Source organism: Nocardia sp. NPDC051321 (genome assembly GCF_044455225.1).
In the GTDB taxonomy this organism is placed as follows: domain Bacteria; phylum Actinomycetota; class Actinomycetes; order Mycobacteriales; family Mycobacteriaceae; genus Nocardia.
In genome coordinates, this window is record NZ_JBITEM010000006.1 from 399923 (window position 1) to 426888 (window position 26966).

A 26966-nucleotide genomic window follows, 5' to 3' on the forward strand; every position below is an offset into this window, starting at 1 on the left:
CCGCCGCCGCGAATCGCGGCGGCGGGCTTTGCCGTTGGTGACTACTTGCGCAGCGAGGCCGGAACCTCGAACCGCTCACCGTAGGTCTTGGCGAGCTCGTCGGCGCGAGCCACGAAGCCCGCCTGACCGCCCGGGTAACCGACGATGAACTGGTGCACACCACCGGTCCAGGCCGGGTAGCCGATGCCGAAGATCGAGCCGATGTTGGCGTCGGCGGTGGTCTCCAGCACACCCTCGTCGAAACACTTCTGGGTCTCGATCGCCTCGATGAACAGCATGCGGTCGATCAGATCCTGCAGCGGGACAGTGAAGTCCGCCGTGGTCTTGAAGTGATCGCGCAGGCCCTGCCAGATGCCGGTGCGCTTGCCGTCTTCGTCGTACTCGTAGAAGCCGGCCTTCTCCAGCCGACCCGGACGACCCTCGGACACCAGGTAGTCGATGACGTCCTGGGCCGGGTGCCGCTTCTTGCCCATGGTGGTGTCGCCGTGCTCGGCGGCCTCCTGGGTCTCCTTGGCGATCTTCTGCATGAGCTTGAGGTTCAGCTCATCCGACAGCTGCAGCGGCGCGGCCGGGTAGCCCGCCTGCAGACCGGCCTGCTCGATGGTCGCGGGCTCGATGCCCTCGGTGAGCATGGAGATGGCCTCGTTGACGAAGGTGCCGATCACCCGCGAGGTGAAGAAGCCGCGGCTGTCGTTGACGACGATCGGGGTCTTCTTGATCGCGAGGGTGTAGTCGAACACCCGCGCCAGCGCCTCGGGCGAGGTCTTCTCGCCCTTGATGATCTCCACCAGCGGCATCTTGTCGACCGGCGAGAAGAAGTGGATGCCGATGAAGTCTTCCTGGCGCTTCACGCCGGCCGCGAGACCGGTGATCGGCAGGGTCGAGGTGTTCGAGCCGAGCAGCGCGTCCGGGGTGACGATGTCCTCGATCTCCTGGAACACCTTGTGCTTGAGCTCGGTGTTCTCGAAGACCGCCTCGATCACGAAGTCCACGCCGTCGAAATCCTTGGCGTCGGCCGACGGGGTGATCTTGGCCAGCAGCGCCTTGGACTTCTCCTCGGTGGTCTTGCCCCGCGAGAGGGCCTTGGCCTCGATCTTCTCGGAGTAGTTCTTGCCGCGCTCGGCCGCCTCGATGGTGACGTCCTTCAGCACCACGTCGTAGCCAGCCTTGGCGGAGACGTAGGCGATGCCCGCGCCCATCATGCCCGCGCCGAGCACGCCGATCTTCTTGATGTCCTTCTTGGGCACATCGTTCGGCCGCGAGCCACCGTTGTTGATCGACTGCAGGTCGAAGAAGAACGCCTGGATCATGTTCTTCGCGACCGGACCGGTGAGCAGGTGCACGAAGTAGCGCGACTCGATGAGCGAGGCGTTGTCGATGTCGACCTGCGCGCCCTCGACCGCGGCGGACATGATCGCCCGCGGGGCAGGCATGTTGGTGCCCTTGAGCTGCTTACGCAGGTTGGCCGGGAACGCGGGCAGGTTCGCCGCGAAGGCCGGGGTGGACGGGGTGCCACCGGGGATCTTGTAGCCCTTCTTGTCCCACGGCTGCACGCCACCCTCGGGGTTGGCCTTGATCCACGCCTTGGCGGCGGGTACCAGTTCCTCGACCGAGCCGACGACCTCGTTGATCAGGCCGATTTCCTTGGCCTTGGCCGGGCGGTACTTGTTGCCCTGCAACAGTACCTGCATGAGGGCGTTCTGCAGGCCGAGCATGCGCACGGTGCGGGTGACGCCACCACCGGCGGGCAGCAGGCCGAGGCTGACCTCGGGCAGGCCGAGCTGCACGCCCGGCACGTCGGCGGCGATCCGGTAGTGGGTCGCGAGGGTGATCTCGAGGCCACCGCCGAGCGCTGCGCCGTTGATGGCGGCGACGACCGGCTTGCCGAGGGTCTCCAGGCGGCGCAGCGCGTCCTTGATGGTGAAGAGCTCTTCCATCACGCCCTGGCCGTCTTCCGGGCCGACCTTCATCATGTTCTTGAGGTCGCCGCCTGCGAAGAAGGTCTTCTTCGCGGAGGTGATCACCACGCCGGTGATGGTGTCCTTCTCGGCCTCGAGCTTCTCGACGGTCGCGGTCATCGACGTCTTGTACAGCTCGTTCATCGTGTTGGCGCCCTGGTTCGGGTCGTCCATCGTCAGCGTGACGATGCCGTCCGAATCCTGCTCCCAACCGATCATGTTGGTTTCGGTGCTGGTCACAGCTCTGTGTCTCCCTTGCTCAGCTGTCGGTTGGGGTTAGACGCGCTCGATGATGGTGGCAACGCCCATGCCGCCGCCGATGCACAGGGTGATCAGCGCGTAGCGGCCGTTGCGGCGCTCCAGCTCGTCGACCATGGTGCCGGTGATCATCGCGCCGGTGGCACCCAGCGGGTGGCCCATCGCGATCGCGCCACCGTTGACGTTCAGCTTCTCGTCCGGGACGTTCAGGTCCTTCTGGAACTTCAGCACCACCGAGGCGAACGCCTCGTTGATCTCGACCAGGTCCATGTCCTCGATCGTCAGGCCCGCCTTGGCCAGCGCCTTCTTGGCGGCCGGGGTGGGGCCGGTCAGCATGATGGTCGAGTCGGCGCCGCTGGTCGCGGTCGCGACGACGCGCGCACGGGGGGTCAGGCCGGACGCCTTGCCCGCCTCTTCGGTGCCGACGAGCACCAGCGCGGCACCGTCGACGATGCCCGAGCTGTTGCCACCGTGGTGCACGTGGTTGATCTTCTCGACGAAGTAGAACTTCTGCAGCGCGACCGCGTCGAAGCCACCCATCTCACCGATCACGGCGAAGGACGGGTTGAGCTTGGCCAGGTCCTCGGCGGTGGTGCCGGGACGCATGTGCTCGTCCTTGTCCAGCACGACGATGCCGTTCTGGTCCTTGACCGGGACGACCGACTTGGCGAAGTAGCCGCCGGTGGTGGCCTTGGCGGCCAGCTCCTGCGAGCGCACCGCGTATGCGTCGACGTCATCGCGGCTGAAGCCCTCGATGGTGGCGATCAGGTCGGCCGAAACACCCTGCGGCACAAAGTAGGTGTCGTAGTTGGTGGCGGGGTCGAGTGCCCACGCGCCGCCGTCGGAGCCCATCGCCACGCGGGACATGGACTCGACGCCACCGGCCAGCACCAGGTCGTCGAAGCCGGAGCGCACCTTCTGCGCGGCCAGGTTGACGGCCTCGAGGCCGGAAGCACAGAACCGGTTGAGCTGGAAGCCGCCGACGGTGTCGGGCAGGCCCGCCACGGTCACCGCGGTGCGGGCGATGTCCATACCCTGGTCACCGACGGGGCTGACGACACCGAGGATCAGATCCGAGATCCGGTCTTCGTCGAGGTTCGGGAAACGGCCGCGCAGCTCCTGGATCAGACCAACAGTCAAGTCGATCGGCTTGACCGAATGCAGCGAGCCGTTCTTCTTGCCGCGGCCGCGCGGAGTGCGGATGGCCTCGTAAATGTAGGCCTCTGTGGTCATATCGGAGTGTTCCTTCCTTAAAGGTGCGGCGGCCGGACGTCGTCCGTCCGAGCGCTCTGTGCCGCTACTCCGCGCGATGCGGGGTAGCCGCGGGTAACCTCGCCGACCGGTCTGCGACCGACCGTCCTGACGCTGTACAAAACGCGGCATGCGACGGCGGACGCAGGTTCCGATCGCCCATACGCCTGGGCTTACCATAGAACCTCGTCGTACCGGAGCTCACGGCCACCCGTTCATACTACCGTGGTGTGCGAACTCCGGTTAACTTAACGTCCTGACGACGGTGCTTGTCAACCACTCAGCCGTGTGGCCCCGAGCTCACTCTTCAGCAATTCGAGGGCAGCCTCGTCGGGGTCGCGCCGATCCTCCGGCGCCACCGGGACGGCCGCGGCCCGGATCATCTCCTCTTCGTCCTCCGGCGTGGTCTCCGGTACCACCCCGTCCGCGGCGCGGCCAGCGCCGTTGCCCACTCCCTTGCCGACCTGGGGCTGCGCCGACTCGGGCGGCGCTGAATCAAAAGGGCCGGGATCGTCCGGTAGATCGGGGAAATCGGGCGGCGGAATGTCGTCGTCGCCGCCGAACGAGCGCGGCTTGTGCGCGCCGGCCGCCTGATCCGCCGCGGCGTTCTTGGCCTGGCTCGGCCGCGAGAAACGCGGTGGCGCAGGCGCATCCGAGTCACGCTCGGCCGCGTTGCCGGATTCACGCGCCGCGGGTTGCGCGGCACTGCGTTGCGGCTTCGCCGCCGCACCTGCCCGCTGCGTCGCCGCAGGTCGCGCCGCGGCACCGCCCGCTTCCCAGCGCACGTCGTGCTCGCGCCCGAGCACCGCGCGGACCGCGGCACGCACCGCGTCCAGGTTGCGCGGGTCGGAGAGTCTCTGGGCCAGCGGCGCGTGCTGATGCGCGAACACGATCGTGTCGCCTTCGATGCGCGACACCGAGGCACCGGCCAGCATCGCCTGCACGGCGGCGCCGAACTCACGCACTTTGGTACGGATATCCGCCCATGCGGTCTCGACCTCGCGCAGCAGGTCGGCGTTCGACCCGGCGGGGGCGGCCGACGGCTCAGGCTCGGCTACTGGATCGGGCTGCGCGGCGGCGGGCGGCTGGACAGCGGCCGCGGGCTCCGGTTGGGGCGGGGCAGGCTGCACGGGTGCCTGTTCAGCAACCTCCCCACCAACCGGCTCAGCTGCGGAAAACGCCTGCGCCGCTTGCCCTTCGGTCGCCGCGGCGGCTGGAACGGACTCGCGTGAACTCGCCGGAACTTGCTCCGGCGCGGCATCCACCTGTCCCGGCTCGGACCGCCTACCACCAGCGGATTCGTGCTCGACCGGAGTCGATGCGCTCGGTTGATCGACCGGGTTGCCCGACGCGGCAGCAGAGGTATCCGCACCGATGTCAACGCCAGCGGATCGAGTTTCTCCGACCGCGCCACTCCCCTCGTCACCGCGAGCGGACGAAGCACCGCTCGCGGCCGAAGCACTCGGGCCTCCAGGAGCCGGCTCATGACCAGTCGCCGCAACACCCGCCGCGACCGAACTGTCAGCCGGTCGAGTTCCCGTGTCCTCGTCGCCACTTCGCGCGACACCTGCGTCGCTCATGGGAGAGGCCGGACTACCAGCTGGTCGCGCTTCCGCCTCGCCACCCATCTCGTGGTCACTCCGCGCAGCACCTGCAACGGTCGCGGAGGTCGCGTCGGCGGTCGAAGCACCCGATTCGGTCCGGCCATCAACCGATCGAGCCCCTGCCACCTCGCCGACACTGTCGTGGCTGCTCCGCGCGGCACCTGCATCACTCGCGGTCGGCGCTGAAGCAGCGGAAGTTTCGCCACGCGGTCCGGCTCCCGCGCCCTCGGCAGCTGTTTGCGCGGCACCGCCCGATCCCGCGGTCTCGCGGCGAATGGCGGCCAGCGCCTCCGCGCCGCGTCGGCGGGTCGACTCGCCCGATCCGCTCGCGGGCGCGATCCTTGGCGCCGCGGCAGCGGGCGCCGAGCTCGACGATACCGCGGGCGCGGCGGCGACGGCCCCGCCGGCGAACCCGCGCTCGAGCCGCTCCAACCGCTGCAAGGTCGCGGATTCGGCATCCGACACCGACGGCAGCAGCATGCGGGCGCAGACGACCTCGAGCAGCAGACGCGGTGACGTCGCGCCGCGCATTTCGCCGAGCGCCTCGTGCAGCAACTCCGCGTAGCGCGCCAACGTGGCCGGGCCGAGTCGCCCGGCCTGTTCACTCATGCGATCGAGGACATCCTCCGGCCCGGAGACCAAGCCGCGCTGGATCGCGTCGGGCACCGCGCGCATCAGGATCAGGTCGCGCAACCGCTCGAGCAGGTCGACGGCGAAGCGGCGCGGATCGTGGCCCGCCTCCATCACCCGGTCGACGGTGCCGAACAGTTCCGCGCCGTCGTTCTCGGCAAGCGCGCCGACCGCGTCATCGATCAGCGCGACATCGGTGACGCCGAGCAGCGACACCGCCCGCGAATAGGTGACGCCCTCGGGACCGGCACCGGCCAGCAGCTGGTCGAGCACGCTGAGGCTGTCGCGCGGCGAGCCACCGCCCGCGCGAATCACCAAGGGGTACACCGCTTCTTCGACGGTGACCTGTTCCTGGTCGCAGATCTTGCCGAGCAGACCGCGCATGGTGGCGGGTGGCAGCAGCCGGAACGGGTAGTGGTGGGTGCGCGAGCGGATGGTCGGCAGCACCTTGTCCGGCTCGGTGGTGGCGAAGATGAAGATCAGGTGGGCCGGCGGCTCCTCGACGATCTTCAGCAGCGCGTTGAAGCCCGCCGTGGTGACCATGTGCGCCTCGTCGACGATGAACACCCGGTAGCGGGATTCGGCGGGCGCGTAGAAGGCGCGGTCGCGCAGCTCGCGGGTGTCGTCGACACCGCCGTGACTCGCGGCGTCGAGTTCGATCACGTCCAGGTTGCCCGGCCCGCCGGGGCCGAGCGCGACGCAGGACGGGCACTCGCCACACGGGGTCGAGGTCGGACCGTCGGCGCAGTTCAGCGACCGGGCCAGGATGCGCGCCGACGAGGTCTTGCCACACCCCCGCGGTCCGGAGAACAGGTAGGCATGACTGATCCGTCCGGTGTCCAGGGCGGTGCTCAGCGGGTCGGTGACGTGCTCCTGACCCACTACCTCAGCGAACGTTGCCGGTCGGTACTTCCGGTACAGAGCCACGGCCAGAGGTTACCGGCGCGCACCGACAAAGAACATTCCCGCTGCGCGCCGGGCTCGGCGCGGCGAAACGGGGACAGCGAACAACCCGAGATGTGATCCAAATCACAAGATTCCGGAGCCCTTCTTAACCCCCACCGACCGATACTGACAGCGGCAACGCATGAGCTAACGCTGACGAGACACCGGTCGCATGCGGGAAATTACCGCCCAATTCCCGCTTGTAGACCGGAAAATATGTACTCATTCCCCGATTTGCCGCAGGTTTGTGGAGATAACGAAAGCGTCAACGAGGGTGACACCGACGCAATCGGCTGGCTACCGTGGCAATCGGCAACTTCGGTAGCCAAACCTTCATCAGGTTGGTTGCCCCGGCCGGTCCCTCATCCCGACCGGGGCACAACCAAAGTTCCCGCACCGCCAAGTTCCAGCGCAACCGAGTTCCACATCCATCGGAGGAACTTCTCACCGTGCAGACGCCTGATGACATCGCCACCGCGTTGCTTTCCAGCACCGACTTCGCCGGCGATCGCTCCGCGGTCGACCTGCTCAGCCGCGCGATCAGCCCGCAGGACTTCGCGATCAAACGCGACTCGCTCCCCGTGGCCGCCGCGGCCGATCCCGCCACCTCCGCCGCCATCCTCGAGCTGCTCGAACGCGGCCAGGTGCCGACCATGGCCGCGATCCGCACCCTCACCACGCAGAACGAGATGCGCCGCGAGGCCGAACGCATCGAACGCCTCGGCCGCCGCGCCCAGCGCAGCATCGACGACTTCGGCCGCGCACTCGCCACCCTGGCCGACGCCCACTGGACCGCGCACGGCATCGGCCCGACCCGCCGCGACGTGCTGTCCTCCGAGCAGGTCATGTCGCTGATCCGGACCCGCATCGGCGACATCGCCCCCTCGGCGGTGAAACACCTCTGGCTGATCGAGCGCGCCCAGCGGGCCGGCTGGATCGCCTCCAACGCCAACGCCGGATCGCTCTGCGCCGGACGCCGCTTCCACTCCGATCAGTACGGCAACCGGGTCTCGCTGCGCCCGGTCAACACGATCGGCACCGCGGTCGCCGCCTACCTCGGCGACTACCTGACCGAGCACGATCGCGCCCCCCGCTGGTCCACCGTCGCCCAGGAGTTGCGCGACGATCGCGGCCGCCGGGTCTTCCACAACACCGCCGACGCCCGCGTCCAGCAACTGTGGCTGACCACCGCCGAATGGGTCGCCATCCAGGACGAACTGCCCGTTCCCGGCAAGCGGGGTCAGCGCGCGATCGCCCGCAAGTCCCGCGCCTGATCGGTCCCGGTCACCCGACGTCCCTCGATAAACATCCCATGTCCGAACTTGCGCGCAACTCCTAGACCAGCGCAAATCCGGTGGTGAGCATTCGGTAATTTCCTTGCAACGCAGAGAGCGCTTGCGAGTCACGCACGTGCGAGGCCGCATCTCGCGTGGAAGGAGCTTTCCGTGTCCACATCCCTGGATCCCGCGGCCACCGCCTGGTTGCTCGTCAGCACGGCCCTGGTGCTGCTGATGACGCCTGCGCTCGCGCTGTTCTACGGCGGGATGGTGCGCTCGACCGGCGTGCTCAACATGCTGATGATGAACTTCATCGCGATCCCGCTGGTGACCGTCGCCTGGCTGCTGTTCGGCTACAGCATGGCCTTCAGCGACGACGCGGGCGGCGGCCTGATCGGCAACCTGGACCACCTCGCCATGGCGAATATCGATCCGGGCACCCTGCACGGCGCGGTACCGGAGTTGCTGTTCGCCACCTTCCAGCTGACCTTCGCGATCCTGACCGCGGCCTTGGTCAGCGGCGCGATCGCGGACCGCGCGAAATTCGCGGCGTGGATGATCTTCGTGCCGGTGTGGGCGCTTGCGGTCTACGCGCCGATCGCGCACTGGGTGTGGGGTCCGGACGGCTGGCTGGCCTCGTTCGGCGTGCTGGACTACGCGGGTGGCCTCGTCGTCGAGATCGCTTCCGGCGCTTCGGCACTCGCGCTCGCGCTGGTGCTCGGCCCGCGCATCGGTTTCAAGACCGACGCGATGCGTCCGCACAATCTGCCCTTCGTGCTGCTCGGCGCGGGCCTGCTGTGGTTCGGCTGGTTCGGCTTCAACGCGGGCTCCGCGCTGTCCGCGAATGGTGTTGCGGCGGCGGTCTTTCTGAACACCCTGGTGGCGGGCTGCCTCGGCATGCTCGGCTGGCTCGCGGTCGAGCAGATCCGCGACGGCAGGCCGACCACCTTCGGTGCGGCGTCCGGCGTGGTGGCCGGCCTGGTCGCGATCACGCCGTCCTGCGGATCGGTGAACACGCTCGGCGCGCTGATCGTCGGGCTCACCGCGGGCGTGGTGTGTTCGTTCGCGGTCGGCTGGAAATTCAAAGCGGGATATGACGATTCGCTCGACGTGGTCGGCGTGCACTTCGTCGGCGGCATCGTCGGCACGGTGCTGATCGGCCTGCTCGCCACGCAGGTGATGACCGGCGGGGTGCGGGGTCTGTTCTTCGGCGGCGGGTTTGCCCAGCTCGGCAAGCAGCTGGTCGGCGTGCTCGTCGTCGCGGCGTACGCGTTCGTGGTGACCTTCGTGCTCGGCAAGATCATCGATCGCACCATCGGCTTCCGGGTGAGCCAGGAAGACGAGACGGCGGGCATCGACTTCGCGCTGCACGCCGAGACGGCCTACGCGGAGGGTGTGCACGGTCATGCCCCGCGGCGGTTCGGCGAGGGACATTTCGGCCAGGGCCCGATGGGTGACCGGAATCACTGAGCACGCGACGGCTCCCTCTGTTCGCGCCGGGTTAACGGCGTTACGCTAACGCCGTTAACCTACTGCGCCGAGCGAGGGAGCCGCGCGTGCTGATTCGGATCGCACAGATCGTCACCCGATATCCACGGGCAATTCTGCTCGCCACGGCCGCGCTCGCGATCCTCTGCGGAGTGTTCGGCGCGACGGCGGCAGCGCATCTGAAGTCCGCCGGGTTCACCTCGCCCGACGCCGAGTCGTCGCAGGTCGCGCGGTTGCTCGCGGACAATTTCGACGGGGCGGCACCGAATTACGTGCTGCTGGTCAGCTCGGACGCGGGCGCCGACGCGCCGGCCACCCGCGCCGTCGGCATCAAGCTGACCGACACGTTGCGCGCCCGCGGCGACGTCAAAGGCGTGCAGTCCTACTGGACGGCTCCGCCCGCGGTGGCCTCCGCCCTGCGCAGCACCAGCGGCAAGGAAGCCTTGGTGTTCGCCTACCTGACCGGCGACGACACCCAGGCGCAGGAGGCGGCGGGCGAGCTCACCGAGCAGCTCACCGGAACCACCGACGGCGTCACCGTCCGGCAGAGCGGTACCGCTGCCGTGTTCCACGATGTGAACAAGCAGATCACGCACGACCTCGCCATCGCCGAAGGCGTCGCGATCCCGGTGTCGCTGATCGTGCTCGTGCTGGTCTTCGGCAGCCTGATCGCCGCCGCACTGCCGCTGACGGTCGGCATCTTCGCCATCCTCACCACGCTGGCCATCCTGCGGTTGTGCACGCTGATCACCGACGTATCCATCTACGCGCTGAACATGACCACCGCGCTGGGGCTGGCGCTGGCGATCGACTACAGCCTGTTCATCGTCAGCCGGTATCGGGAGGAGCTGGCGAACGGTCTCGAGCCGGTGGCCGCGACCATTCGCGCCGTGCAGACCGCGGGCCGCACCGTGCTGTATTCCGCACTGACCGTTGCGCTTTCGCTGGCCGTGCTGAGCATCTTCGACATCTACTTCCTGCGGTCGTTCGCCTACGCCGGTGTCGCGGTGGTCGTCGCGGCGGCCGCGGCGGCGATTCTGATCCTGCCCGCCGCGCTGGTGCTGCTCGGGCACCGGGTGAATTCACTCGACATCCGGGTTCCGTTGCGCCGCTTGTTCGGTCGCGCCACACCGGATCCGATGCGGCCGCTGGTGCCGGAGCAGAGCAGGTGGTACCGGATGGTGACCTGGGTGACCGGACATTCCATCCCGGTCGCGTTGCTGCTCGTCGTGCTGTTCCTCGCGCTCGGATCGCCGTTCCTGTCAGTGAAATTCGGCTATCCCGACGACCGGGTCCTGCCAACCACCGCCGCCACCCGCCAGGTCGGCGATGTGCTGCGGGCCGAATTCCCGGCGGCCAACGCGGGCAACAACACCACCGTCGTACTGGACGGATATCAAGGTGGGCCAGGACCGATCGGTGACTACGCCAAGGGATTGTCCAAGGCGGACGGTGTTTCGGCGGTGCTGTCCAGCGCCGGGGTCTTCATCAAGGGCGGTCGAGTAGCCAACGGGCCGGCCGGAATGGCAAACGGCACAGGCGAATACATCAATATCCCGACCCGCGTCGACCCATTCTCCCCGGCGGGCGAGGCCCAATTGCGCGAACTACGCGCCGTGCCCGCGCCAGGGCCCGCACTGTTCGGCGGCGGCGCGGCGGTCAATGCCGATGCCCTCGGCTCGCTCGGCAAGCGGCTGCCGCTGGCCGTCGCGCTCATCGCGCTCGCCACCTTCGTTGTCCTGTTCCTGTTCACCGGCAGCCTGATACTGCCGCTGAAAGCCATCGTGCTCAACACGCTTTCGCTCACCGCCGCGTTCGGCGCGATGGTCTGGATCTTCCAGGACGGGCATCTGTCCGGACTGCTCGGCTTTACCCCGGTCGGCTACATGACGCCGACCATGCCGATCCTGATGTTCTGCCTCGCGTTCGGCATGTCGATGGACTACGAGGTGTTCCTGCTCTCCCGCATCCGCGAGGAATGGCTGGCCTCCGGTCACGTCGTCGACGGCGTCATCGTGCGCACCGCCGAGGACAACGTGCACGCCGTTGCCGTCGGCGTCGCAAGGACCGGCCGAATCTTCACCGCCGCAGCCGTTCTGATGGCCATCGTGATGGGCGCGATGATCACCTCGAAGGTGTCGTTCATCCAGTTGATGGGGCTTGGCCTCACCCTGACCGTGCTGGCCGACGCCACCCTCATCCGTACCATGCTCGCGCCAGCCCTGATGAAGCTGATGGGCACCTGGAACTGGTGGGCGCCCGCGCCGCTGGCTCGGCTGCATGCCCGAATCGGGTTGCGCGAGCACGCCGATCCCGACCCGACCGAGCGCGTGCTGGCCGGGCGCGAATGATCCGAGCGGGCAGGTCGCGGTCGGCGCGCGGCACCGGCGCTCAGTTGCGCACCGAAATTCTTGATGCGGCAAGGGAATTGCTGGCCAGGACCGGCCATGCCGACGCGGTATCGATCCGCGAGATCAGCAAGCGGGTCGGTGTCAGCGCGCCCTCGATCTACCGGCATTTCGTGGACAAGGACGAGCTCATCGAGGCCGTGGTGGCGCAGGTCTTCGAGGACCTCGATGCCGCGATCGCGGCCGAGACCGATCTGTCGGTCTCGCCGATCACGCGGCTGTGCGACCAAGGACTGGCCTATGTCCGGTTCGCCAGGGAGCACCCCGAGCAGTATCGGCTGGCGACAACTCCGACCACGTCCGGTGGCGCGGTGGATCAGGTGCTCGGCAGTGGGGCGTTCCTGCGGTTTTCGCGCACGGTTCAGGAATGTATGGATGCGGGGGTGTTCACCCAGGGCGATCCGATGCCGGTCGTGCTCGACCTGTGGGCGGCCGCGCACGGTATCGCGTCCCTGTTGATCGCCAAACCGTTCATCCCGTGGGGCGACACCGAGGCGGCGGCGAATCGGGTGTTGCGCGCCGCGTGTATCGGGCACGTGGTGGTGGACATGATCGGTAGCGACGCGGCGCCGGACGAGGCCGCGGTGTGGCTCGACGAGTTGCGCCGCACCCTCTGACCCACCGGATGTGCTGTCGCCCATTGGAATCTGCCTGCGTTTTTCCCTCGTTCTCCTGGGCTTTCTCCTTGATGCTTTGCCTCGACAGCCGCCGTCTAGATGAGGGATCGCAGTACATGAGGATGAGCAAGCTTGCCGTGGTCGCGGCGCTGGTGACCATGGCGACCGGAGTGGCCGCCGGCACTTCCGTCGCCGCACCGACCACCGAGGGCCCGGTGAACTACACCGCGCGCGCCACCGACACGTCATCGATCATCTCGACGGATTCCGGCTCGCTGGTGGTCGAGGACAATGCCTTCAAGATCAAGGCCGCGGACGGCACCGTCATCGCGGCGACGCCGCTGAAGCTGCGGATCGACGACTTCGAATTCCCGATCGCCGCGCAGATCTCCGAGCGCACCGCGACGCTGACCCCGCAGATCGACACGCAGCACGCCATTTACCAGCCGGTCGCCCTGCCCTTCGAGGACAAGGCACCGTGGAAGTCCGAGTACGACCGTGAGCAGGCGGCCTGGAGCCGACTGACCAGCACGATCAGCGCGGGCGCGACGATCGGCACGCTCGTCGGCGGTCTCGGCGGCGCGGCCGTGGGTTGCGTGCTCGGCGGCATCCTCGGCGCCACCGCTGCCTCGGCCACCATCATCGGACTCTTCGGCCCGTTCATCCCCGCCGCCGCGATCGGCTGCCTCGGCGGCATCATCGCCGTCGGCGCACTCGGCACCGTCGCCGGTCAGATCTTCGTCACCGCTCCGGTCGCGATCGGCGCGGCAATTCAATACTTCACCACGATCAACCAGCCATTCGCCCCGGCGAAATAGAACGCGGTCGCCACTGCCGCGACAAGATCCCGCCCAGCATCCGCTCGCTGGGCGGGATTTTTCGTAGGCACATGCCTGCTTCGCCCGATCGAGCTGGGGCGGTGCCGATGAGCTCCCGCGTCGGACGTTTCCGGCGCCGCGGAGGCCGACGGTAGCGGCTACGGCGCGAGCCGTGACCTAGGGAAACGATGTGTGCGAGAACACAGCGGTGCATTGGCGCTTGGTGAGTCGCGGTACCCGGTGTTAGCTTCATTTACATGTCTGCCAGCCGATCGACCGCGCCGCGGGTCACCTATGTGACCGCCGCGCTCGGTTTGCGGTTGCCGCTGACGCGCGAACTGTGTTGTCGCCCTTGCTGCAGCTGAGCCGCTTTTCCGGCTTATTTGCTGCCTAGTCGCCCATGTAGGCATATCCCGCCAGCCGCGGGACCTCGGCAAGGAATCTTCACCATGTCCCTCCCCACCCTAGAACGATCCGCCAGCAGGGTCGCCGGCGGCCGCATCCGCGTCCAGCGTCCCGTGGTCGCCCCGGAACTGCGCATCGCCGACAACCCGGCGGCCGCGGTCCTGCGCTCCGCCACCGGTGGTCCCGTATCGCGCGACAATGCCGCGCGATCAACGGGTTTGAGCATCGCCACGGTCAACCGCCAGGTGTCCGCGTTGCTTGCCGCCGGGTTGCTGCGCGAACGGCCCGACCTGACGGCGTCGGGCGCGGTCGGACGACCGCGGGTGCCCTTCGAGATCGACCACGAGGCGTACCTGACCCTCGGCATCCACATCGGCGCCGCCGTCACCAAGATCGTGGCGGCCGACCTGCGCGGCCGCATCCTCGGCGGTTTGGCCATCGCGACCCCGCAGACCGGCCAGGAATTCGCCACCACCACCGTCGCGCGCAGCGCCAAGGCGTTCCTGCAGCGGTGGCATCGGCGCAAGCCGCTCTGGGCAGGCGTCGCCATCGGCGGCCGGGTCGATCCGCTCACCGGCGTTGTCGATCATCCCAAGCTGGAATGGCAGGGTGCGCAGATCGGTGCCGTGCTCGGCGAGGTGCTCGAGCTGCCCGTTTCGGTGGCGCCACACGTCGAGGCGATGGCGGCCTCGGAGTTGTTGCTGCCAACCATCGAATCGCGCGATGCCGCCAACGGTCGCGTGGCCGGTCCGGAACGCGGCAGCAGCCTGTACTTCTACGTTCGCGAAACCGCCGGTGTCGCAGTGACTTTGGATGGTCGCGTGCATACCCCGAGCAATGGGCCCGGGTCGATCGCGCACCTGCCGACCGGCTCCGACGTCGAATGCACCTGCGGCAGGCGCGGTTGCCTCGAGGCGACCGTCGGCGACCGTTCGCTGCACTCGCGGGCGGTCGGGCGCGGAATCATCCCGGCGCACAACGGAACCGCGGGCTCGACCATCGTCGACCTGTATCGCGCGGCCGAATCCGGTTCGGCACCGGCCCGTGAACTACTCGCCGAGCGGGCGACCATCCTCGGCAACACCGTTGCCATGGTGCGCGACATGCTCAACCCCGATCGCGTGATCCTCGGCGGACAGGCCTTCACCGGCTACCGACCTGCCGTCGCACACGTGGCGCGCGCGTTCAACCAGGGTTCTACGCTTCCGCCCACCGACATCCGGATCAGCGGATTCGGCGGCAAGGTCCAGGAATTCGCGGCAGTGGTCACGTCGCTGAGCGTGCTCTACGCCGACCCCCTCGCCGCTGTTCGCCGGACCGCGCTGAGCGACTGATCGCTGGGCGGCTGCCGTCGCTTGCCGGAACTGCACTGACTTAGCCATTCCGGCGTACGCGGAATCGAGTGGCGTCGGCGTCACTTCGTGGCCACTCGACTCACGCGTACGCCGGAATGGGGCATGCGGCGGCCGGACTGATCGGAGGTCCCGGCGTCAACTCAGTAGCTGCTGGGCGGTGCCGCCGAGGACCAGTTCACGTACGTGGGCCGACCGGGTGGCACGTTCGACGGTGACGCGGGCGATCACGGGGTCACCGTAGGGCGCGTCCGAGCCGAAGAGGGTGCGCTCCGGGATCTCCGCGATGGCCAGCCGGACCGCGAAAACGATGCTGGCGGTGGAAAGTTCGAGGTACATGCTGGGGGCCGCCGAACAACGCGTCACCCAGATCCGCGCCCTACTCGCCGTCGGCCTCCCCACCCGCGTAATCGCCCAGCTACTCCCCTGCACCACCAACAACGGCACCCTCCGCCCCTGCCCCCACGTCCTACCCGCACTACAGGACCGCCTATCCGAATTAGACCGCCGCGCAGCCGAATTGGCCACCGCCCGCACCCTCCTCCGCCGCACTATCACCAACACCGCCACGCAATAACGCCGCACACCCCTTATGCAGCCGCTTCCGAGCACCACACGCAGCCGAACGACTTGACGCACGGTGCACGCTCTTGACGTAGGTTGCAGCCTGCGTCAAGTGCAAGCACCGTGCGTCAAGTCAGGCGAGCACGCGTTTTGGGTGGGTTGGTTGGGCGGGTCAGCGGTGGGGGTCGCCAGCGGCGGCGAAGAGGGCTTCGAGTGCCGTGATGAAGAAGGGGAAGTGGGCTGCGAAGCGGTGGAGGTTGCGGTCGCGGTCGAAGCCGCCGAACCAGTAGAGGCCTGGTTGGGAGTCGGCGGAGGGGTTCAGGTCACGGAAGGCGCGGATCCAGTTGTCGGCGCGGCCGCCGATCACCATGAACGGGAGGGCGCGGGAGAACACAGTCTCCTGGTCGATCGGCGGAACCTGTTCGCGCCGCGTCGATTCCAGTCCGCGTTGGAGTGCGCGGAGCTGACCGGTCAAGGCGAGGCCGTGCGTGGTCCGGACGGGCAGGTACTTCGGCAGCAGCACGGTGGCGATACCGGCGAGCGCGATCGCGACACCGACCAGCGCGTGGCCGGAGGTGAGGGCGAGCGCGATGGTCGCGGCGACACCGGCGACGATCAGCGCGCCGCCCAGCCACATCGCCAGCCCTGGGCGGCGGCGATCGAGGAAGGTGCCGCGGGTGACCGCGTCGGCGACCAGGGCGGTGCGCACCGGCCCGGACTGCACCCGTCCTGGGGCGCGTAGTTCGGTGATGGTGACGGCGTCGGTGCCGTCGGGTAGCAGCGCTTGATACACGGCCTTCTCGTAGTCACGCAACTGGTCGTCGAGCGCGTTCACCCGGGTGATCCGCCAGTCGGTCTCCCCGAGTGGCGTCACCCAGATGTACCGGCGCACCGCGAGATCCACCACCGTGGCCGCGATATCGACCGGATCGACGTGCTCGTCGAGCAGCAGGCCCGCCTCGCCGGGCAGCACCCCGTCCGGAGAGGTGAACTGCACTCGCTCACCGTCGCGCACCAGCGGGTCGAACGTCTCCGAACCGGTTCCGGCAGCGGCATTTTGGCGGCGCGCACGCAGCACGAACGCGGCCAGTCCAGCCAGCGCGAGCAGCAGCACACCGAACGCGATGAGCACCGGCGTGGTGATCGCGAACGGCCCGGAAGCGCCGGTGTCGCGCACGTCGGCGTTGCTCGGCACACTGCCAGGCGGCAGTTGCAGGGTGAGATCGATGGCGTCACCCTTTTTCAGATCGGTCTGCTCCAGATGGAGCACGCCGTCGACCTCGGTCTTCACGTCGGCGCACGGCCTGGTGTTGCCGGGCGGGCCGAGTTTGCAGTCGACGATGCCCATTTCGAAGCTCGGGCTGATCAAGGTGGCACTGATCGACGCGATATCGCTGCCCATCACCCCGAGCCAGTTGAACACCTGGCTGCCCGGTGCGTCATTGACCAGGTTGTGCACCGAATAGGTGAACGTCGACTCACCGGCCTTCGCCTCGATGGTGAATTGATCGTTCGCCACCGTCGCGGTGCCCGCGCCCTTGGTGTCGACGTCGGTGACCTTGAAATAGCGTTCGACGTCGTCACTCACCTTCAGCCGCAACGGCAGCGACATCCGGAACGAGCCGTCCGCAGGCACATCGACCTGCTCGACCACCTCGAGCACGCCCTCGCGGCTGAGCTTCAGATCAGCGATGATGGTGACACCGCTCGGGGCGGGCTGGGTGTGGGCGATCGGGGCGGTCGCGAGCAATCCCACGGTGGCGAGCAGCAGCGCGCCTACGGCGCCCCACCGAAAAGTCAGCATGGCTGCCTACTTTAGACAGCTTGCTATTCTGCGTCATCGGCTGTCGGTGATCATTGAGACGAGGGGGTACGGGGGCGTGACACAACCACCGTACGGATACGGACCGGTTCCGCCTGGTGGGCGACCAGTTCCGCCCCCGCCTGGGTACGGTCAGCCTGCTGGGCCCGGCTATGGGCCGCCGCCTGGCTACGGTCCGCCCCCGGGGTATGGACAGCCGCCCGGCTACGGACCACCGCCCGGTTATGGTCAGCAGCCCGGTTACGGTCCGCGCCCGGGATATGGTCCGCCGCCTGGCCATGCACAGCCGAGCTACGGTCCACCGCCCGGACATCGCGCGCCACCGCCGATGCCCTATGGCCCGCCCGGCCGCCCGCCGCACTCACCCCGCCGCAGGTCCGGTGGCGGCGGTGCCTGGATCGCCGTCTTGGTCGTGGTGGTCTTCCTGGTCGCGGGCGGCTTGGTACGCAACGCGATATCGACGGGCAAGCACGACAACGACGCATCCGGTCCGGCACCGAGCCTCACCTTCGCCCCCGACGGCGCGACGGGCCCCGCCGAGACCGGCGCCAACCCGCTGCTGGCCGACCCGAGCGCGACGCTCATCCCGTCCCGGTGCGACTACTCACCGTGGGGCACCCAGGTCGACGCCGCGCGCAAGTTCTTCGACAGCGCCGCGGGCTGCCTGGAGGCGGCTTGGAAACCGGTGCTGCAGAAGGCAAACCTGCCGTTCACCGCGCCGGCACTCAACGTAAGCGCCACCACCACCGGCATCACCACCCCGTGCACCGGCTCCACCAGCAACTTCGCCGCCTTCTACTGCCCGGCGAACAAAACCATCTATATGCCGATCAGCCAGCTGCAGACCGACTTCTTCAAAAACAACTGGGTCGTCTACCTGTCAGTGTTCGCGCACGAGTACGGCCACCATGTGCAAGCCATGTCCGGCATCCTGCGCAAAGCCAACAGCGATCGCGCCGACGCCGGCCCGCGCAGCACCCGCGGCCTCGAGCTGTCCCGCCGAGTCGAGTTGCAGGCCAACTGCTTCGACGGCATGTACCTCAACTCCTCCTCCGGCGGCGGCTCGCTGACCAATTCCCAGCTCACCCTCGCCCGTAAGGACGCTTACGGTCGCGGCGACCAAGCGGGCGACATGCGCGACCACGGCACCTCCGAAAACGGCGGCCAGTGGTTCGAATCGGGTCTGGACAAAAATCGTGCCGCCCAATGCAATACGTTCACAGCCTCGGCATCGGCCGTGAGTTAGCGCTGCGCCGCTCTGCACATCAATCGTCGAATGTGTGCAGAACCAACCAATTCCGCGAAGTTCACGCCGGTCGCGGTCTTCCACACCGCCGACAAAGGGCGCACTCGGCCGACGGGCATAGGTGTACTCCGGCGCCACGGTGATGACATCGCACACCTGCACCAGTTCGTCGGGCACATCGCCCGCGAAATGCGCTGTGCTCGGCACGATTACCGCATCCGTGCCGAGCCGCCGTGCCACCGTCACCAACCGGCCGATGACGTCGTCGGTCTCCGCACCGAACACCACCGTCTTGGCAAGGTCATACCCGAACCGCTGCGCCAAACTCCGGATCAGCACCTCATCCCACTGCTGGCGCGCCCCGCCACACCGAAGGGCGGTCATTTCGTCTTGGCTGCCGCCTTCGCCTGCTTCTTGAATTCCCTTACCTGGGCCAAAGATTCGGCGTCGGTGACGTCGGCGACGGAGCGGCGGGATCCTTCGTCGCCGTAGGCGCCCGCCGCTTCGCGCCAACCCACCGGTTGGACCCCACGTTGTTTACCGAGCAGCGACAGGAAGATCTTGGCCTTCTGTTCGCCGAAACCGGGCAGCGCCCGCAGGCGACGCAAGACCTCGGCGCCGTCCGGCTTGTCGTTCTTCCACAGGTTCTCGGTTTTCCCGTCGTAGTTCTCGATGATGTAGCGGGCGAGTTCCTGCGCGCGGCGCGCCATCGAGCGGCCGTAGCGGTGGATGGCCGGTGGGGTGGCGCAAAGGTCTTCGAATTCCTGCGGGTCGGCCTCGGCGATGCGGTGGATGTCGAAGCCGCCCATCCGGTCGGCGATCTTCTTCGGTCCGCGGAAGGCATGCTCCATCGGATACTGCTGGTCGAGCAACATGCCGAGCAGGGTGGCGAAGTGGTCCTCGGTCAATAGCTCGTCCGCCTCGACGTCTTGCGCCAGGCAAAGCTTGCGGCTCATCGCCATTCCTTCCCACCGTGACAACCATGCTCGGACGGATTCGATCATCTCATTTGTCAAGACCGTGTGAAGGCGTCCTGGTCATCGCGGTCGCGCCGCATCGTCGCGCCCCATCCGGAGAGGTGAAGAGACGGGTCGGCGCCACAGACCCTCGCGTGGGCGCCATGCAGTCGCGAACCACCCCCGTGACGGACCTCACATCCCTACCGTGCGTCGCTAGGGGCCCCCGCGTAGGCTCCAGCGCATGCCTCAGCAGACGGCAGTACCTACATCGGCACCCCACGAGGTTGCCACGGCTAGGGATGGAAACGGGCCCATGGACACCTACACTTTGCGCCCCGATCGGTTCGATCGAGCAGGCCAGGATCAACTCGTCGACGTTCGCGACTTACAAGCCACCCTGCCCGGTATCCGCAGGTTGCGGGACTGGGCGCACGACGCGCTCGCGCTGCGTCCCGGCGAACAGGCGCTCGATATCGGCTCCGGCACCGGCACCGAGGTGATGGCCTTCGCGGACGTGGTCGGACCCGGCGGAGCGGCGGTGGGCGTCGAGCCGGACCCGAACCTGCTCGCCTCCGCCGAACGCCGTGCCGCGCAGACCGGTTCGCCGGCCAAGTTCCATTCCGGCGACGCCTACGGCCTGCCGTTCGGCGCGGGCAGTTTCGATGCCGCGTTGTGCGAGCGGGTGTTTCAACATCTGACCGCGCCCGCCCGCGCCGCCAACGAGATCGCGCGCGTGCTGCGTCCCGGCGGCCGCGTCGTGGTGGTGGACAGCGACTGGGGCACGGCGATCGTGCATCCCGGCGAGCGTCAGGTGGTCCGTGAGGTGGTCGACACGTTGATCTCCGCAACCACCAACCCCTTCTCCGGCCGCAGGCTGCCCGGGCAACTGACCAAGGCGGGCTTGGTGATCGACGACATCGGCTCGCACGCGCTGGTGCAGGACCGCACCGTCGGCGTCGGCTCGCTGGTCACCCGTATTTCGGCGATGGCGGTGGCGCGCGGCGTGATCACCGAGGAGCAGCGCGCCCGGCTGGTCGAGGACCTCGAGGCGGGCGCGGCCAGCGGCGACATCCACCTCTCGGTGACGATGTTCGCGGTGCTCGCGCACAAACCGAACTGACCGCGGACTCCCGCAGCGGGCGCGTACCTCGGTACGCGCCCGCTGTTGTCGTTTACTTGTCGAGCAGCTTCTCGGTGGCCGCGAGCAGCACGCAGGTGGCCAGGCCATCCATCGCCTTCTCCAACTCGGGCAGCTTCGGGAAGCTCGGCGCGATCCGAATGTTCTTGTCGTCCGGGTCATTCCGCAGCGGGAACGCGGAACCGGCGGCCGTGAGCGCGATGCCGGCGTCCTTGGCGAGGGCGATCACCCGCCCCGCGGTGCCCTCCATGACATCCAGGCTGACGAAGTAGCCGCCCTTGGGCTCGGTCCACGACGCGACCTTCGACGCGCCGAGCCGGTCCTCCAGAATCCGCAGTACCGCGGCGAATTTCGGCGCCAAGATGGCGCGATGCTTCTGCATGTGCGCGCGCACGCCGTCGGCGTCCTTGAAGAACCGCAGATGACGCAGCTGGTTGATCTTGTCCGGGCCGATGCTCCGCTTGCCCGCGTGTCCGAGGTACCAGTTCAGGTTCGCGGTGGAACCACCGAGGAAGCTGACGCCCGAACCGGCGAAGGTGATCTTCGAGGTGGAGGCGAACACGATGGGGCGGTTCGGGTTTCCGGCAGCGGCGGCCAGGCCGAGCACGTCGTAGACGGGCGCCGCGGTGTCGGTCAGCGGGTGGACGGCGTAGGCGTTGTCCCAGATCAGCCGGAAGTCCGGTGCCGCGGCGGGCATCGAAACCAGTTCCCGGACAACCTCTTCGGAGAAGGTGACGCCGGACGGGTTGGAGTAGTTCGGCACCACCCACATGCCCTTGATCTGCGGATCGTTCGCGACCAGCTCGGCGATGGCGTGTACGTCGGGGCCGTCGTGGTGCATCGGGACCGGGATCATCTCGAAGCCGAGCACCTCGGTGATCGAGAAATGCCGGTCGTAGCCGGGGGTGGGACACAGGAACTTCAGCTTGTCCTCGGCGGCCCAGCGACGCTGAGAGTCGTTGGTGCCGTACAGCATCGCGAAGGCGAGCACGTCGTGCATCAGCTCGAGGCTGGCGTTGTTGCCCGCGAGCAGGTTGTCCACCGGGATACCGAGCAGCTCACCGAAGATCGCGCGCAACTCCGGAAGTCCGTGCTGGCCACCGTAATTGCGGCAGTCGGTGCCGGTGCCGTCCCGGTAGTCACCGTCGCCGGGCAGCGAAAGCAGGTCAAGCGACAGGTCGAGTTGTTCCGGCGAGGGTTTTCCTCGCGTCAGGTCCAGGGTGAGCTTCTCGGTCTTGAGCGTCGCATAGTTCGCGTGCTGAGTCTCGTGCTCGGACACGAGTTCCTCGTGGCTCATCAAACCGATCTGCGATTGCCGGGGCATCCTGGGCAGCCTTTCGAAACAGCGGGGACGTGGGTTGTGGCCAGACCGATGTGCGGCGGCCGGACATTCCGCCCGCCGAGCGCATCGTGCGTCGACGGACCGTAGTTCACGTTACCCGTGCGCTGCTCGGATTTGGAGGCGTTATTCGACAGCCGGGCTTCAGCCCGTGCGAGCCCCCCAAAAAGATAAGGGGACCCCGCGCACCCGGCAGAGCCCATTGACCCTTGCTGCCTTCCGGCCCTGGGGGAGTTCACAGGATGCGCGCCGCGCGGGATCCGTCGGCCAGTGTAGCCGCTCCCCCGCCCATCCCCCTCCTCCGGGTATCCGAAACGGGGTAGAAACCGGGCCGAACTGGGACTTTCCCGCTCCGAACGGACCCGTTTGGCGTCAAGCCTCCCCCACCCGGTATGCTGCTCCACGGAGGATTCGCCTAGTGGCCTATGGCGCTCGCCTGGAACGCGGGTTGGGTTAACGCCCTCAGGGGTTCAAATCCCCTATCCTCCGCAGAGAAGACGCAGGTCGGGGGCTATTTTCGGATAGCCCCCGGGTTGCGGTCAACATGCGGTCAACACGACCGTGCATCTGAGGCTCGATTCGGCGCACCGACACATTCCTGTAGGTGCAAACGAAGGTGTCCCGATGCCCAGCATCCGCGAACGCACGACCAAGCGCGGCCCCTCATATTTCCAAGTTCTGTTCCGGCACAACAAACGTCAGTGCTCCGAACGCTTCGACACTCTCGACGAGGCCGAGCGCTGGCAGTCGGTCCTCAACCTCTACGGTCCGGCCGAGGCCCTGAACTTCATCTACACGGAAGCCGAGAAGGCGGACGACGCGCGGCGGTGCCGAATATCCACGACGCCTTCACCGAGATCATCGATGCCATGACCGGCGTCGAGCCGGGCACCCGCAATCGATATCGACGCGTGCTGATCAACGACATCGAACCGTTCTTCGGAGCCCTCTCCCCGGTGTCCGTATTTTGCGAGACGGTGATCGGCCGGTGGATCAACCACCTCGCCGAGAACGTCGGCAATGCCGCGAAAACCATTGCGAACAAACACGGTGTGCTGTTCAGGATCCTCGAGAAGCTGGCCTGCCGGGGTGTGATCCCGTCGAACCCGTGTGAGCAGACCGAACTGCCGCGCGTGGTGCGCGCGGAGATGAATCACCTCGAACCCGGGGAGTTCGCCGCCCTGCTGGCCGCGCTACCCGAGCGGTGGCGACACCCGCACGCTCAACCTGCCCGCCGGGCGGGCGCAATACGCGGCGATCATGGAGCGGATGCCGTGCCGGGATTGGCGGGTGTTCACCGACCAGCTGGCCTGGTCGGGCACGCGATTGGCCGAAGCGGTCGCGCTGGCCGATACCGACGTCGAAAGCCGGGTTTCGTCCGTTTCAGGTTAATAGGTTGTGCCGCAATATCTTTCGATTCGTGATGCGCTTGACTTCACGTACCGGCAGCGCGTTCATGGTGTTGCCACCAAAGACGATCACGCGCGCAATGGCGACCGCCCAGTTCAACTGGGGAATTCATTCTCTTTGGAAGATGTGCCACGATACGAGCGACCGCCCACCAAGCTGTCACACTTCGGGCGGTTTCGTTGAGCCAGAGGGCATTTCGATAGATCGAGCGTCGAATATGTCTAACGAATGGCGACCTGGAGGGGATCATGACATTCAGTCAGCAGCACCAGAGGCACGGTCGACGACGAACCCGAATAGTCCGGGCCGCCGCCATCCTCGCGACGATCACCACACTCACTCTCGATGCCGCTGGCGCGTCAGCACGGCCAGCCGATCCGCCATACCCTATCGGTGGCTCGATCAAGGTCGAATACGACGAGACCGGAGGATTCGACTTCTTCGGCAATGCGACCAACCCGGAATCCGACGCCGCACGAGGAGGCCGCTGGCAAGCCTTCGAGAAGAACAGCTCCATCTACTGGCACCCCTTGGTCACCGACGGCCACGCCCACCAGATCGGCGGTAGCATTCGAGACAAGTGGGGCCAACTCGGCTGGGAGAACGGGACGTTGAAGTATCCGACTAGCAGGGAGGTGGCAGCCGGGAAGCCCGGGCGGTTCAACAACTTCGAGGGCGGGGCGATCTACTGGTCGGGTAACACCGGGGCACACAACATCTGGGGCTCGATTTTCGACAAATGGGGTAACTACGGCTGGGAGAACGGTCGGCTCGGCTTCCCTACCAGCGACGAGTTCGGCACCCGCAACAACGGCGCCGGTCAGCACATGGAAGGCGGCGAGATCTACTACTCACCGGGCACCGGTGCCCATGCGGTTTGGGGGGCGATCCGCGACCAATGGGTGAAAGCCGGGTGGGAGAACGGACAATACGGATACCCAACCACCGACGAAGTCGACGGCGGGAATACCAGCAACACCCCGACCGGGTACGAAGGCAAGTGCCAATCATTCGAGAAGGGGGTCATCACCTGGAATTTCGCGCTGCCGCTCTACGACAAAAACTTCTCATCGGTCTCCACGAACCCGACACCTGTGCTGACCATCTTCAATCAGTCCAAATACAAGAGCGAAGTCGACAACGCAATCCAGTCGTGGAACTCCAAGGGGCGCGTGAAAGTGGTGTCGGTCGGTGACCGGCAACCCATCATCCATGTGTTCGACGAAAATCGTGCCGATGTCTCCTACGTCGGGCTGTACACCAAGAACGCCGACATCAGGCTCAACTCGCACTATATGGACACATACGGCCCCGACCTGAACAAGAACACCGTCCTGCACGAGATGGGTCATGCGCTAGGGCTGCGTCACAGCTGCGAGAACAACATTATGTTCGCCAGTGTCACACCGAAACTCGACTTCGGAGACATCGATAACAGTTCCTATCGAACGATGTGGGGAGCGTCCTGATCATGCACGCAACCATCAAATCTGCCGCCGCGCGAGTCGTTCACCTCGCCGTCGCCGCGCTCGCCACAGCTGTCGTGGCAGGCTGTGTAGGGCCGCAGCCGTCACCGGAACCACCGGCGCCGAAAGTTGTCCAGGTCACCAGCGATGCAGCATTCGATCCGGGCGATCCCAAAGCAGTCGCCGGCTGGGCCGACGCCATCTTCGTCGGAACCGTAGAGAAGTACCTGCACACCGAGGCCCCGGCGTCCGGCACGCCCGAGACCCAGTTCCAGGTGTCGGTCGTCACGGAACTCAAAGGTGACCTGCCTACCAAAGTAGTGGTTAACCAGATCGGCGGCATCGCACGCAACCACGACCTCATCGTCGTCGACGGTATGCCGCTGATCTCCGCTGGGAAGTCCTACCTGTTCATCGCCAGGTACTACGCCGAAAAGAAATGGCTCACCATCGCCAACGGGCTCGGTGCTACTGAACTGACCGGCCCGAACCGGGCAAACCGTGAGGCCGAACCGGATGCCGTCAAACGCATGCGCGACGCCATCGCCCATCAGAAACCATTCGCGGACGAGAACACACGGCCGAAACTGCCGGACCCCGCAAGCCTTCCCTCGGACGTGACCGGCACCCCGACACCGCAGAAGACTCCGACCACAAGCCCTCCGTCGACCACCCCAACCAGATAGCCGCCCGCACTGACGGGCGCCTCAACCCACATCGAGAACCCGAGCAGCTCGCCCAAGTGGCCGAATTCTGACCAACAGACGACGAACATCAACCGTGCGAGGCCGTGAAATCTACGGCCTCGCCGTCGTTTCGGTGCGGGACCGTGCGTGTGTGCTCCTGGAACCGGCGACAGATGGCATCGGCGTAGCGCGGATCCAGCTCGACCAGGCGCGCGGCTGACCCGTGCTGGTGGGCGGCGATGAGGGTGGAGCCGCTGCCACCACGCTCACCCCGCCAGTGCGATCGTCACTATTCCCGCGAGGACGATGCAGGTGCCGGTGAGGCGGCGGATTGGGTTTGCCTCGCCGAGGGTGCGCCAGGCGAGGACGCCGCCGATCACTATGGAGAGTTCGCGGATCGGGGCGACCACGCTCAGGGGTGCCAGCGACATCGCGTAGAGCACCAGCACCGAGGTGATGGGGGCTACCGCGCCGACGGTGCATAGCTGGCGGCGATGCGCGCACCACAGCTGTGTGCGGCGGGGGATCACGTAAGGCAGGAGCAGCAGGCTGAAAGTCAGTGTGCGGGTGCTGAAATAGAGCAGGGCGGGTAGCGGTCTCGTGCTCATGACGTAGGCGTCCCACAGGGTGAAAGCCGCGACGGTTACTCCGGTGGCGAAACCGTATCCCACACTCACCCTGGTGGATCGGCGCTCCGCAGCGGTACTGAACGCGATCACGACGACACCGCAGGCAACGGCCGCGACCCCGAGCAGCGCGGGCGCTCCCGGTCGCTCACCCAGCAGGACGACAGCGGCGCACACCGTTAGCAGCGGACCGCTGCCGCGCGCCACCGGATAGACGACCGACATATCTCCGGCCGCGTAACCTCGTTGCAGCACAACGAAATACACCCCGTGCAGGATCGAGCCTGGCACCGCTACCAGCAGCCAGGACCAGCGCGGATAGCACTCGGTGCCGATGGCAACGGCCACCGCGATCGGTGCGACAACGGCGGCCGACACGGTCTGGCAGACCCAAACGATCAGCGCGCCACCATTTCCCACCCGCTTGGCGGCGAGATTCCAACTGGCATGCGCGATCGCGGCAATCAAAAGCATCGCGAGGACGAGACTCACGGGGACCCTTTCCAATTCCCGCGCACGCGGAAACTCGGGGTCCTCCAGGCTTTTGTCCCTTGAGATGTCCGGCGGCACTCGGTGGCCACCGGTGGTGTCGCTCGGACCAGACCCGCCGACCCGAAGGGCAGCGACGGAACCCTAGACACTACGTAGCCGACGGTACCCGCTTGTCATGCGAGGCGATGGCTATCGACTCACTCCTGA

General features: G+C 67.0%; 21 protein-coding genes, 1 tRNA gene and 1 other RNA gene. 14 read left to right on the forward strand and 9 right to left on the reverse strand.

The window, feature by feature from the left end:
* Window positions 1-41 precede the first annotated feature (41 nt).
* From ACIA8C_RS16760 to ACIA8C_RS16770, 3 genes are all read right to left on the reverse strand, one after another.
* Window positions 42-2177 carry a 3-hydroxyacyl-CoA dehydrogenase NAD-binding domain-containing protein gene (locus ACIA8C_RS16760; protein WP_397135701.1) on the reverse strand — a complete coding sequence of 712 codons (2136 nt, stop codon included), beginning with the start codon at window positions 2175-2177 and terminating at the stop codon, window positions 42-44.
* A 57-nt stretch (window positions 2178-2234) separates the two neighbouring features.
* Window positions 2235-3449: an acetyl-CoA C-acetyltransferase gene (locus ACIA8C_RS16765; RefSeq protein ID WP_150400710.1), complete on the reverse strand. Its 1215-nt coding sequence runs from the start codon at window positions 3447-3449 to the stop codon at window positions 2235-2237.
* A gap of 290 nt (window positions 3450-3739) precedes the next feature.
* Complete coding sequence (locus ACIA8C_RS16770; protein ID WP_397135407.1) at window positions 3740-6628, reverse strand: DNA polymerase III subunit gamma and tau; 2889 nt, start codon at window positions 6626-6628, stop codon at window positions 3740-3742.
* 467 nt (window positions 6629-7095) lie between these two features.
* On the opposite strand from ACIA8C_RS16770, the gene ACIA8C_RS16775 reads away from it, so the two are divergent.
* The 6 genes from ACIA8C_RS16775 to ACIA8C_RS16800 all read left to right on the forward strand — a co-directional run bounded on the left by ACIA8C_RS16775 (window position 7096) and on the right by ACIA8C_RS16800 (window position 14993).
* Window positions 7096-7920 (forward strand): hypothetical protein, encoded by an 825-nt coding sequence (locus tag ACIA8C_RS16775; protein ID WP_397135409.1) that lies wholly within the window; start codon window positions 7096-7098, stop codon window positions 7918-7920.
* Between the two features lie 171 nt (window positions 7921-8091).
* Complete coding sequence (locus tag ACIA8C_RS16780) at window positions 8092-9393, forward strand: ammonium transporter (protein WP_397135411.1); 1302 nt, start codon at window positions 8092-8094, stop codon at window positions 9391-9393.
* A gap of 86 nt (window positions 9394-9479) precedes the next feature.
* Entirely contained in the window at window positions 9480-11762 is a 2283-nt protein-coding gene (locus tag ACIA8C_RS16785; protein ID WP_397135413.1) for an MMPL family transporter, read from the forward strand.
* Window positions 11763-11806: 44 nt separating this feature from the next.
* Complete coding sequence (locus ACIA8C_RS16790; protein WP_397135415.1) at window positions 11807-12436, forward strand: TetR/AcrR family transcriptional regulator; 630 nt, start codon at window positions 11807-11809, stop codon at window positions 12434-12436.
* Between the two features lie 116 nt (window positions 12437-12552).
* Window positions 12553-13254, forward strand: a complete 702-nt coding sequence (locus ACIA8C_RS16795; RefSeq protein ID WP_397135417.1) for a hypothetical protein — start codon at window positions 12553-12555, stop codon at window positions 13252-13254.
* Between the two features lie 449 nt (window positions 13255-13703).
* Window positions 13704-14993, forward strand: coding sequence for an ROK family protein (locus ACIA8C_RS16800; protein ID WP_397135419.1), 1290 nt, complete (start codon window positions 13704-13706; stop codon window positions 14991-14993).
* 156 nt (window positions 14994-15149) lie between these two features.
* Here the strand turns inward: ACIA8C_RS16800 and ACIA8C_RS16805 are convergent, their stop codons facing one another.
* On the reverse strand, window positions 15150-15350 hold the full coding sequence (locus ACIA8C_RS16805) for a hypothetical protein (protein ID WP_397135421.1): 201 nt from the start codon (window positions 15348-15350) through the stop codon (window positions 15150-15152).
* On the opposite strand from ACIA8C_RS16805, the gene ACIA8C_RS16810 reads away from it, so the two are divergent.
* The gene (locus ACIA8C_RS16810; protein WP_397135423.1) at window positions 15349-15588 is read left to right on the forward strand and encodes a MerR family DNA-binding protein; all 240 of its coding nucleotides are present in this window, start codon (window positions 15349-15351) and stop codon (window positions 15586-15588) included. The genes ACIA8C_RS16805 and ACIA8C_RS16810 overlap by 2 nt on opposite strands.
* 159 nt (window positions 15589-15747) lie before the next feature.
* On the opposite strand, the gene ACIA8C_RS16815 is transcribed toward ACIA8C_RS16810, so the two are convergent.
* Window positions 15748-17379, reverse strand: coding sequence for a DUF2207 family protein (locus ACIA8C_RS16815; protein WP_397135425.1), 1632 nt, complete (start codon window positions 17377-17379; stop codon window positions 15748-15750).
* Window positions 17380-17725: 346 nt separating this feature from the next.
* Here ACIA8C_RS16815 and ACIA8C_RS16820 point away from each other — a divergent pair, with 346 nt between their 5' ends.
* Entirely contained in the window at window positions 17726-18643 is a 918-nt protein-coding gene (locus ACIA8C_RS16820; RefSeq protein WP_397135427.1) for a neutral zinc metallopeptidase, read from the forward strand.
* A 380-nt stretch (window positions 18644-19023) separates the two neighbouring features.
* Here ACIA8C_RS16820 and ACIA8C_RS16825 read toward each other — a convergent pair whose 3' ends face one another.
* Entirely contained in the window at window positions 19024-19599 is a 576-nt protein-coding gene (locus ACIA8C_RS16825) for an HhH-GPD-type base excision DNA repair protein (protein WP_397135429.1), read from the reverse strand.
* 316 nt (window positions 19600-19915) lie between these two features.
* On the opposite strand from ACIA8C_RS16825, the gene ACIA8C_RS16830 reads away from it, so the two are divergent.
* Complete coding sequence (locus tag ACIA8C_RS16830) at window positions 19916-20722, forward strand: methyltransferase domain-containing protein (RefSeq protein ID WP_397135431.1); 807 nt, start codon at window positions 19916-19918, stop codon at window positions 20720-20722.
* 52 nt (window positions 20723-20774) lie between these two features.
* Here ACIA8C_RS16830 and ACIA8C_RS16835 read toward each other — a convergent pair whose 3' ends face one another.
* Both ACIA8C_RS16835 and ffs read right to left on the reverse strand, forming a co-directional pair.
* Window positions 20775-22064, reverse strand: a complete 1290-nt coding sequence (locus ACIA8C_RS16835; RefSeq protein ID WP_397135433.1) for an aminotransferase class I/II-fold pyridoxal phosphate-dependent enzyme — start codon at window positions 22062-22064, stop codon at window positions 20775-20777.
* A gap of 185 nt (window positions 22065-22249) precedes the next feature.
* An RNA gene (ffs, locus tag ACIA8C_RS16840) (signal recognition particle sRNA small type) lies at window positions 22250-22344 on the reverse strand.
* A 139-nt stretch (window positions 22345-22483) separates the two neighbouring features.
* On the opposite strand from ffs, the gene ACIA8C_RS16845 reads away from it, so the two are divergent.
* From ACIA8C_RS16845 to ACIA8C_RS16865, 5 genes are all read left to right on the forward strand, one after another.
* Window positions 22484-22568 (forward strand) — tRNA-Ser (locus ACIA8C_RS16845).
* Window positions 22569-22703: 135 nt separating this feature from the next.
* Window positions 22704-22952 (forward strand): hypothetical protein, encoded by a 249-nt coding sequence (locus ACIA8C_RS16850; protein WP_397135435.1) that lies wholly within the window; start codon window positions 22704-22706, stop codon window positions 22950-22952.
* Window positions 22949-23503, forward strand: coding sequence for a hypothetical protein (locus ACIA8C_RS16855; protein WP_397135437.1), 555 nt, complete (start codon window positions 22949-22951; stop codon window positions 23501-23503). Before ACIA8C_RS16850 ends, ACIA8C_RS16855 begins: the two co-directional genes overlap by 4 nt.
* Window positions 23504-23737: 234 nt before the next feature.
* Entirely contained in the window at window positions 23738-24958 is a 1221-nt protein-coding gene (locus ACIA8C_RS16860; protein WP_397135439.1) for a hypothetical protein, read from the forward strand.
* Between the two features lie 2 nt (window positions 24959-24960).
* The gene (locus tag ACIA8C_RS16865; RefSeq protein ID WP_397135441.1) at window positions 24961-25641 is read left to right on the forward strand and encodes a hypothetical protein; all 681 of its coding nucleotides are present in this window, start codon (window positions 24961-24963) and stop codon (window positions 25639-25641) included.
* A 266-nt stretch (window positions 25642-25907) separates the two neighbouring features.
* Here the strand turns inward: ACIA8C_RS16865 and ACIA8C_RS16870 are convergent, their stop codons facing one another.
* On the reverse strand, window positions 25908-26741 hold the full coding sequence (locus ACIA8C_RS16870) for an EamA family transporter (RefSeq protein ID WP_397135443.1): 834 nt from the start codon (window positions 26739-26741) through the stop codon (window positions 25908-25910).
* Window positions 26742-26966 lie beyond the last annotated feature (225 nt).

Bases quoted from the DNA above. Each gene is read 5' to 3' on its own strand.
- ACIA8C_RS16760 (WP_397135701.1), bottom strand. From the start codon at position 2,177: ATGATCGGTTGGGAGCAGGATTCGGACGGCATCGTCACGCTGACGATG.
- ACIA8C_RS16765 (WP_150400710.1), bottom strand. From the start codon at position 3,449: ATGACCACAGAGGCCTACATTTACGAGGCCATCCGCACTCCGCGCGGC.
- ACIA8C_RS16795 (WP_397135417.1), top strand. From the start codon at position 12,553: ATGAGGATGAGCAAGCTTGCCGTGGTCGCGGCGCTGGTGACCATGGCG.
- ACIA8C_RS16800 (WP_397135419.1), top strand. From the start codon at position 13,704: ATGTCCCTCCCCACCCTAGAACGATCCGCCAGCAGGGTCGCCGGCGGC.
- ACIA8C_RS16810 (WP_397135423.1), top strand. From the start codon at position 15,349: ATGCTGGGGGCCGCCGAACAACGCGTCACCCAGATCCGCGCCCTACTC.
- ACIA8C_RS16805 (WP_397135421.1), bottom strand. From the start codon at position 15,350: ATGTACCTCGAACTTTCCACCGCCAGCATCGTTTTCGCGGTCCGGCTG.
- ACIA8C_RS16815 (WP_397135425.1), bottom strand. From the start codon at position 17,379: ATGCTGACTTTTCGGTGGGGCGCCGTAGGCGCGCTGCTGCTCGCCACC.
- ACIA8C_RS16820 (WP_397135427.1), top strand. From the start codon at position 17,726: ATGCCCTATGGCCCGCCCGGCCGCCCGCCGCACTCACCCCGCCGCAGG.
- ACIA8C_RS16825 (WP_397135429.1), bottom strand. From the start codon at position 19,599: ATGAGCCGCAAGCTTTGCCTGGCGCAAGACGTCGAGGCGGACGAGCTA.
- ACIA8C_RS16830 (WP_397135431.1), top strand. From the start codon at position 19,916: ATGGACACCTACACTTTGCGCCCCGATCGGTTCGATCGAGCAGGCCAG.
- ACIA8C_RS16835 (WP_397135433.1), bottom strand. From the start codon at position 22,064: ATGCCCCGGCAATCGCAGATCGGTTTGATGAGCCACGAGGAACTCGTG.
- ACIA8C_RS16850 (WP_397135435.1), top strand. From the start codon at position 22,704: ATGCCCAGCATCCGCGAACGCACGACCAAGCGCGGCCCCTCATATTTC.
- ACIA8C_RS16855 (WP_397135437.1), top strand. From the start codon at position 22,949: ATGACCGGCGTCGAGCCGGGCACCCGCAATCGATATCGACGCGTGCTG.
- ACIA8C_RS16860 (WP_397135439.1), top strand. From the start codon at position 23,738: ATGACATTCAGTCAGCAGCACCAGAGGCACGGTCGACGACGAACCCGA.
- ACIA8C_RS16865 (WP_397135441.1), top strand. From the start codon at position 24,961: ATGCACGCAACCATCAAATCTGCCGCCGCGCGAGTCGTTCACCTCGCC.
- ACIA8C_RS16870 (WP_397135443.1), bottom strand. From the start codon at position 26,741: ATGCTTTTGATTGCCGCGATCGCGCATGCCAGTTGGAATCTCGCCGCC.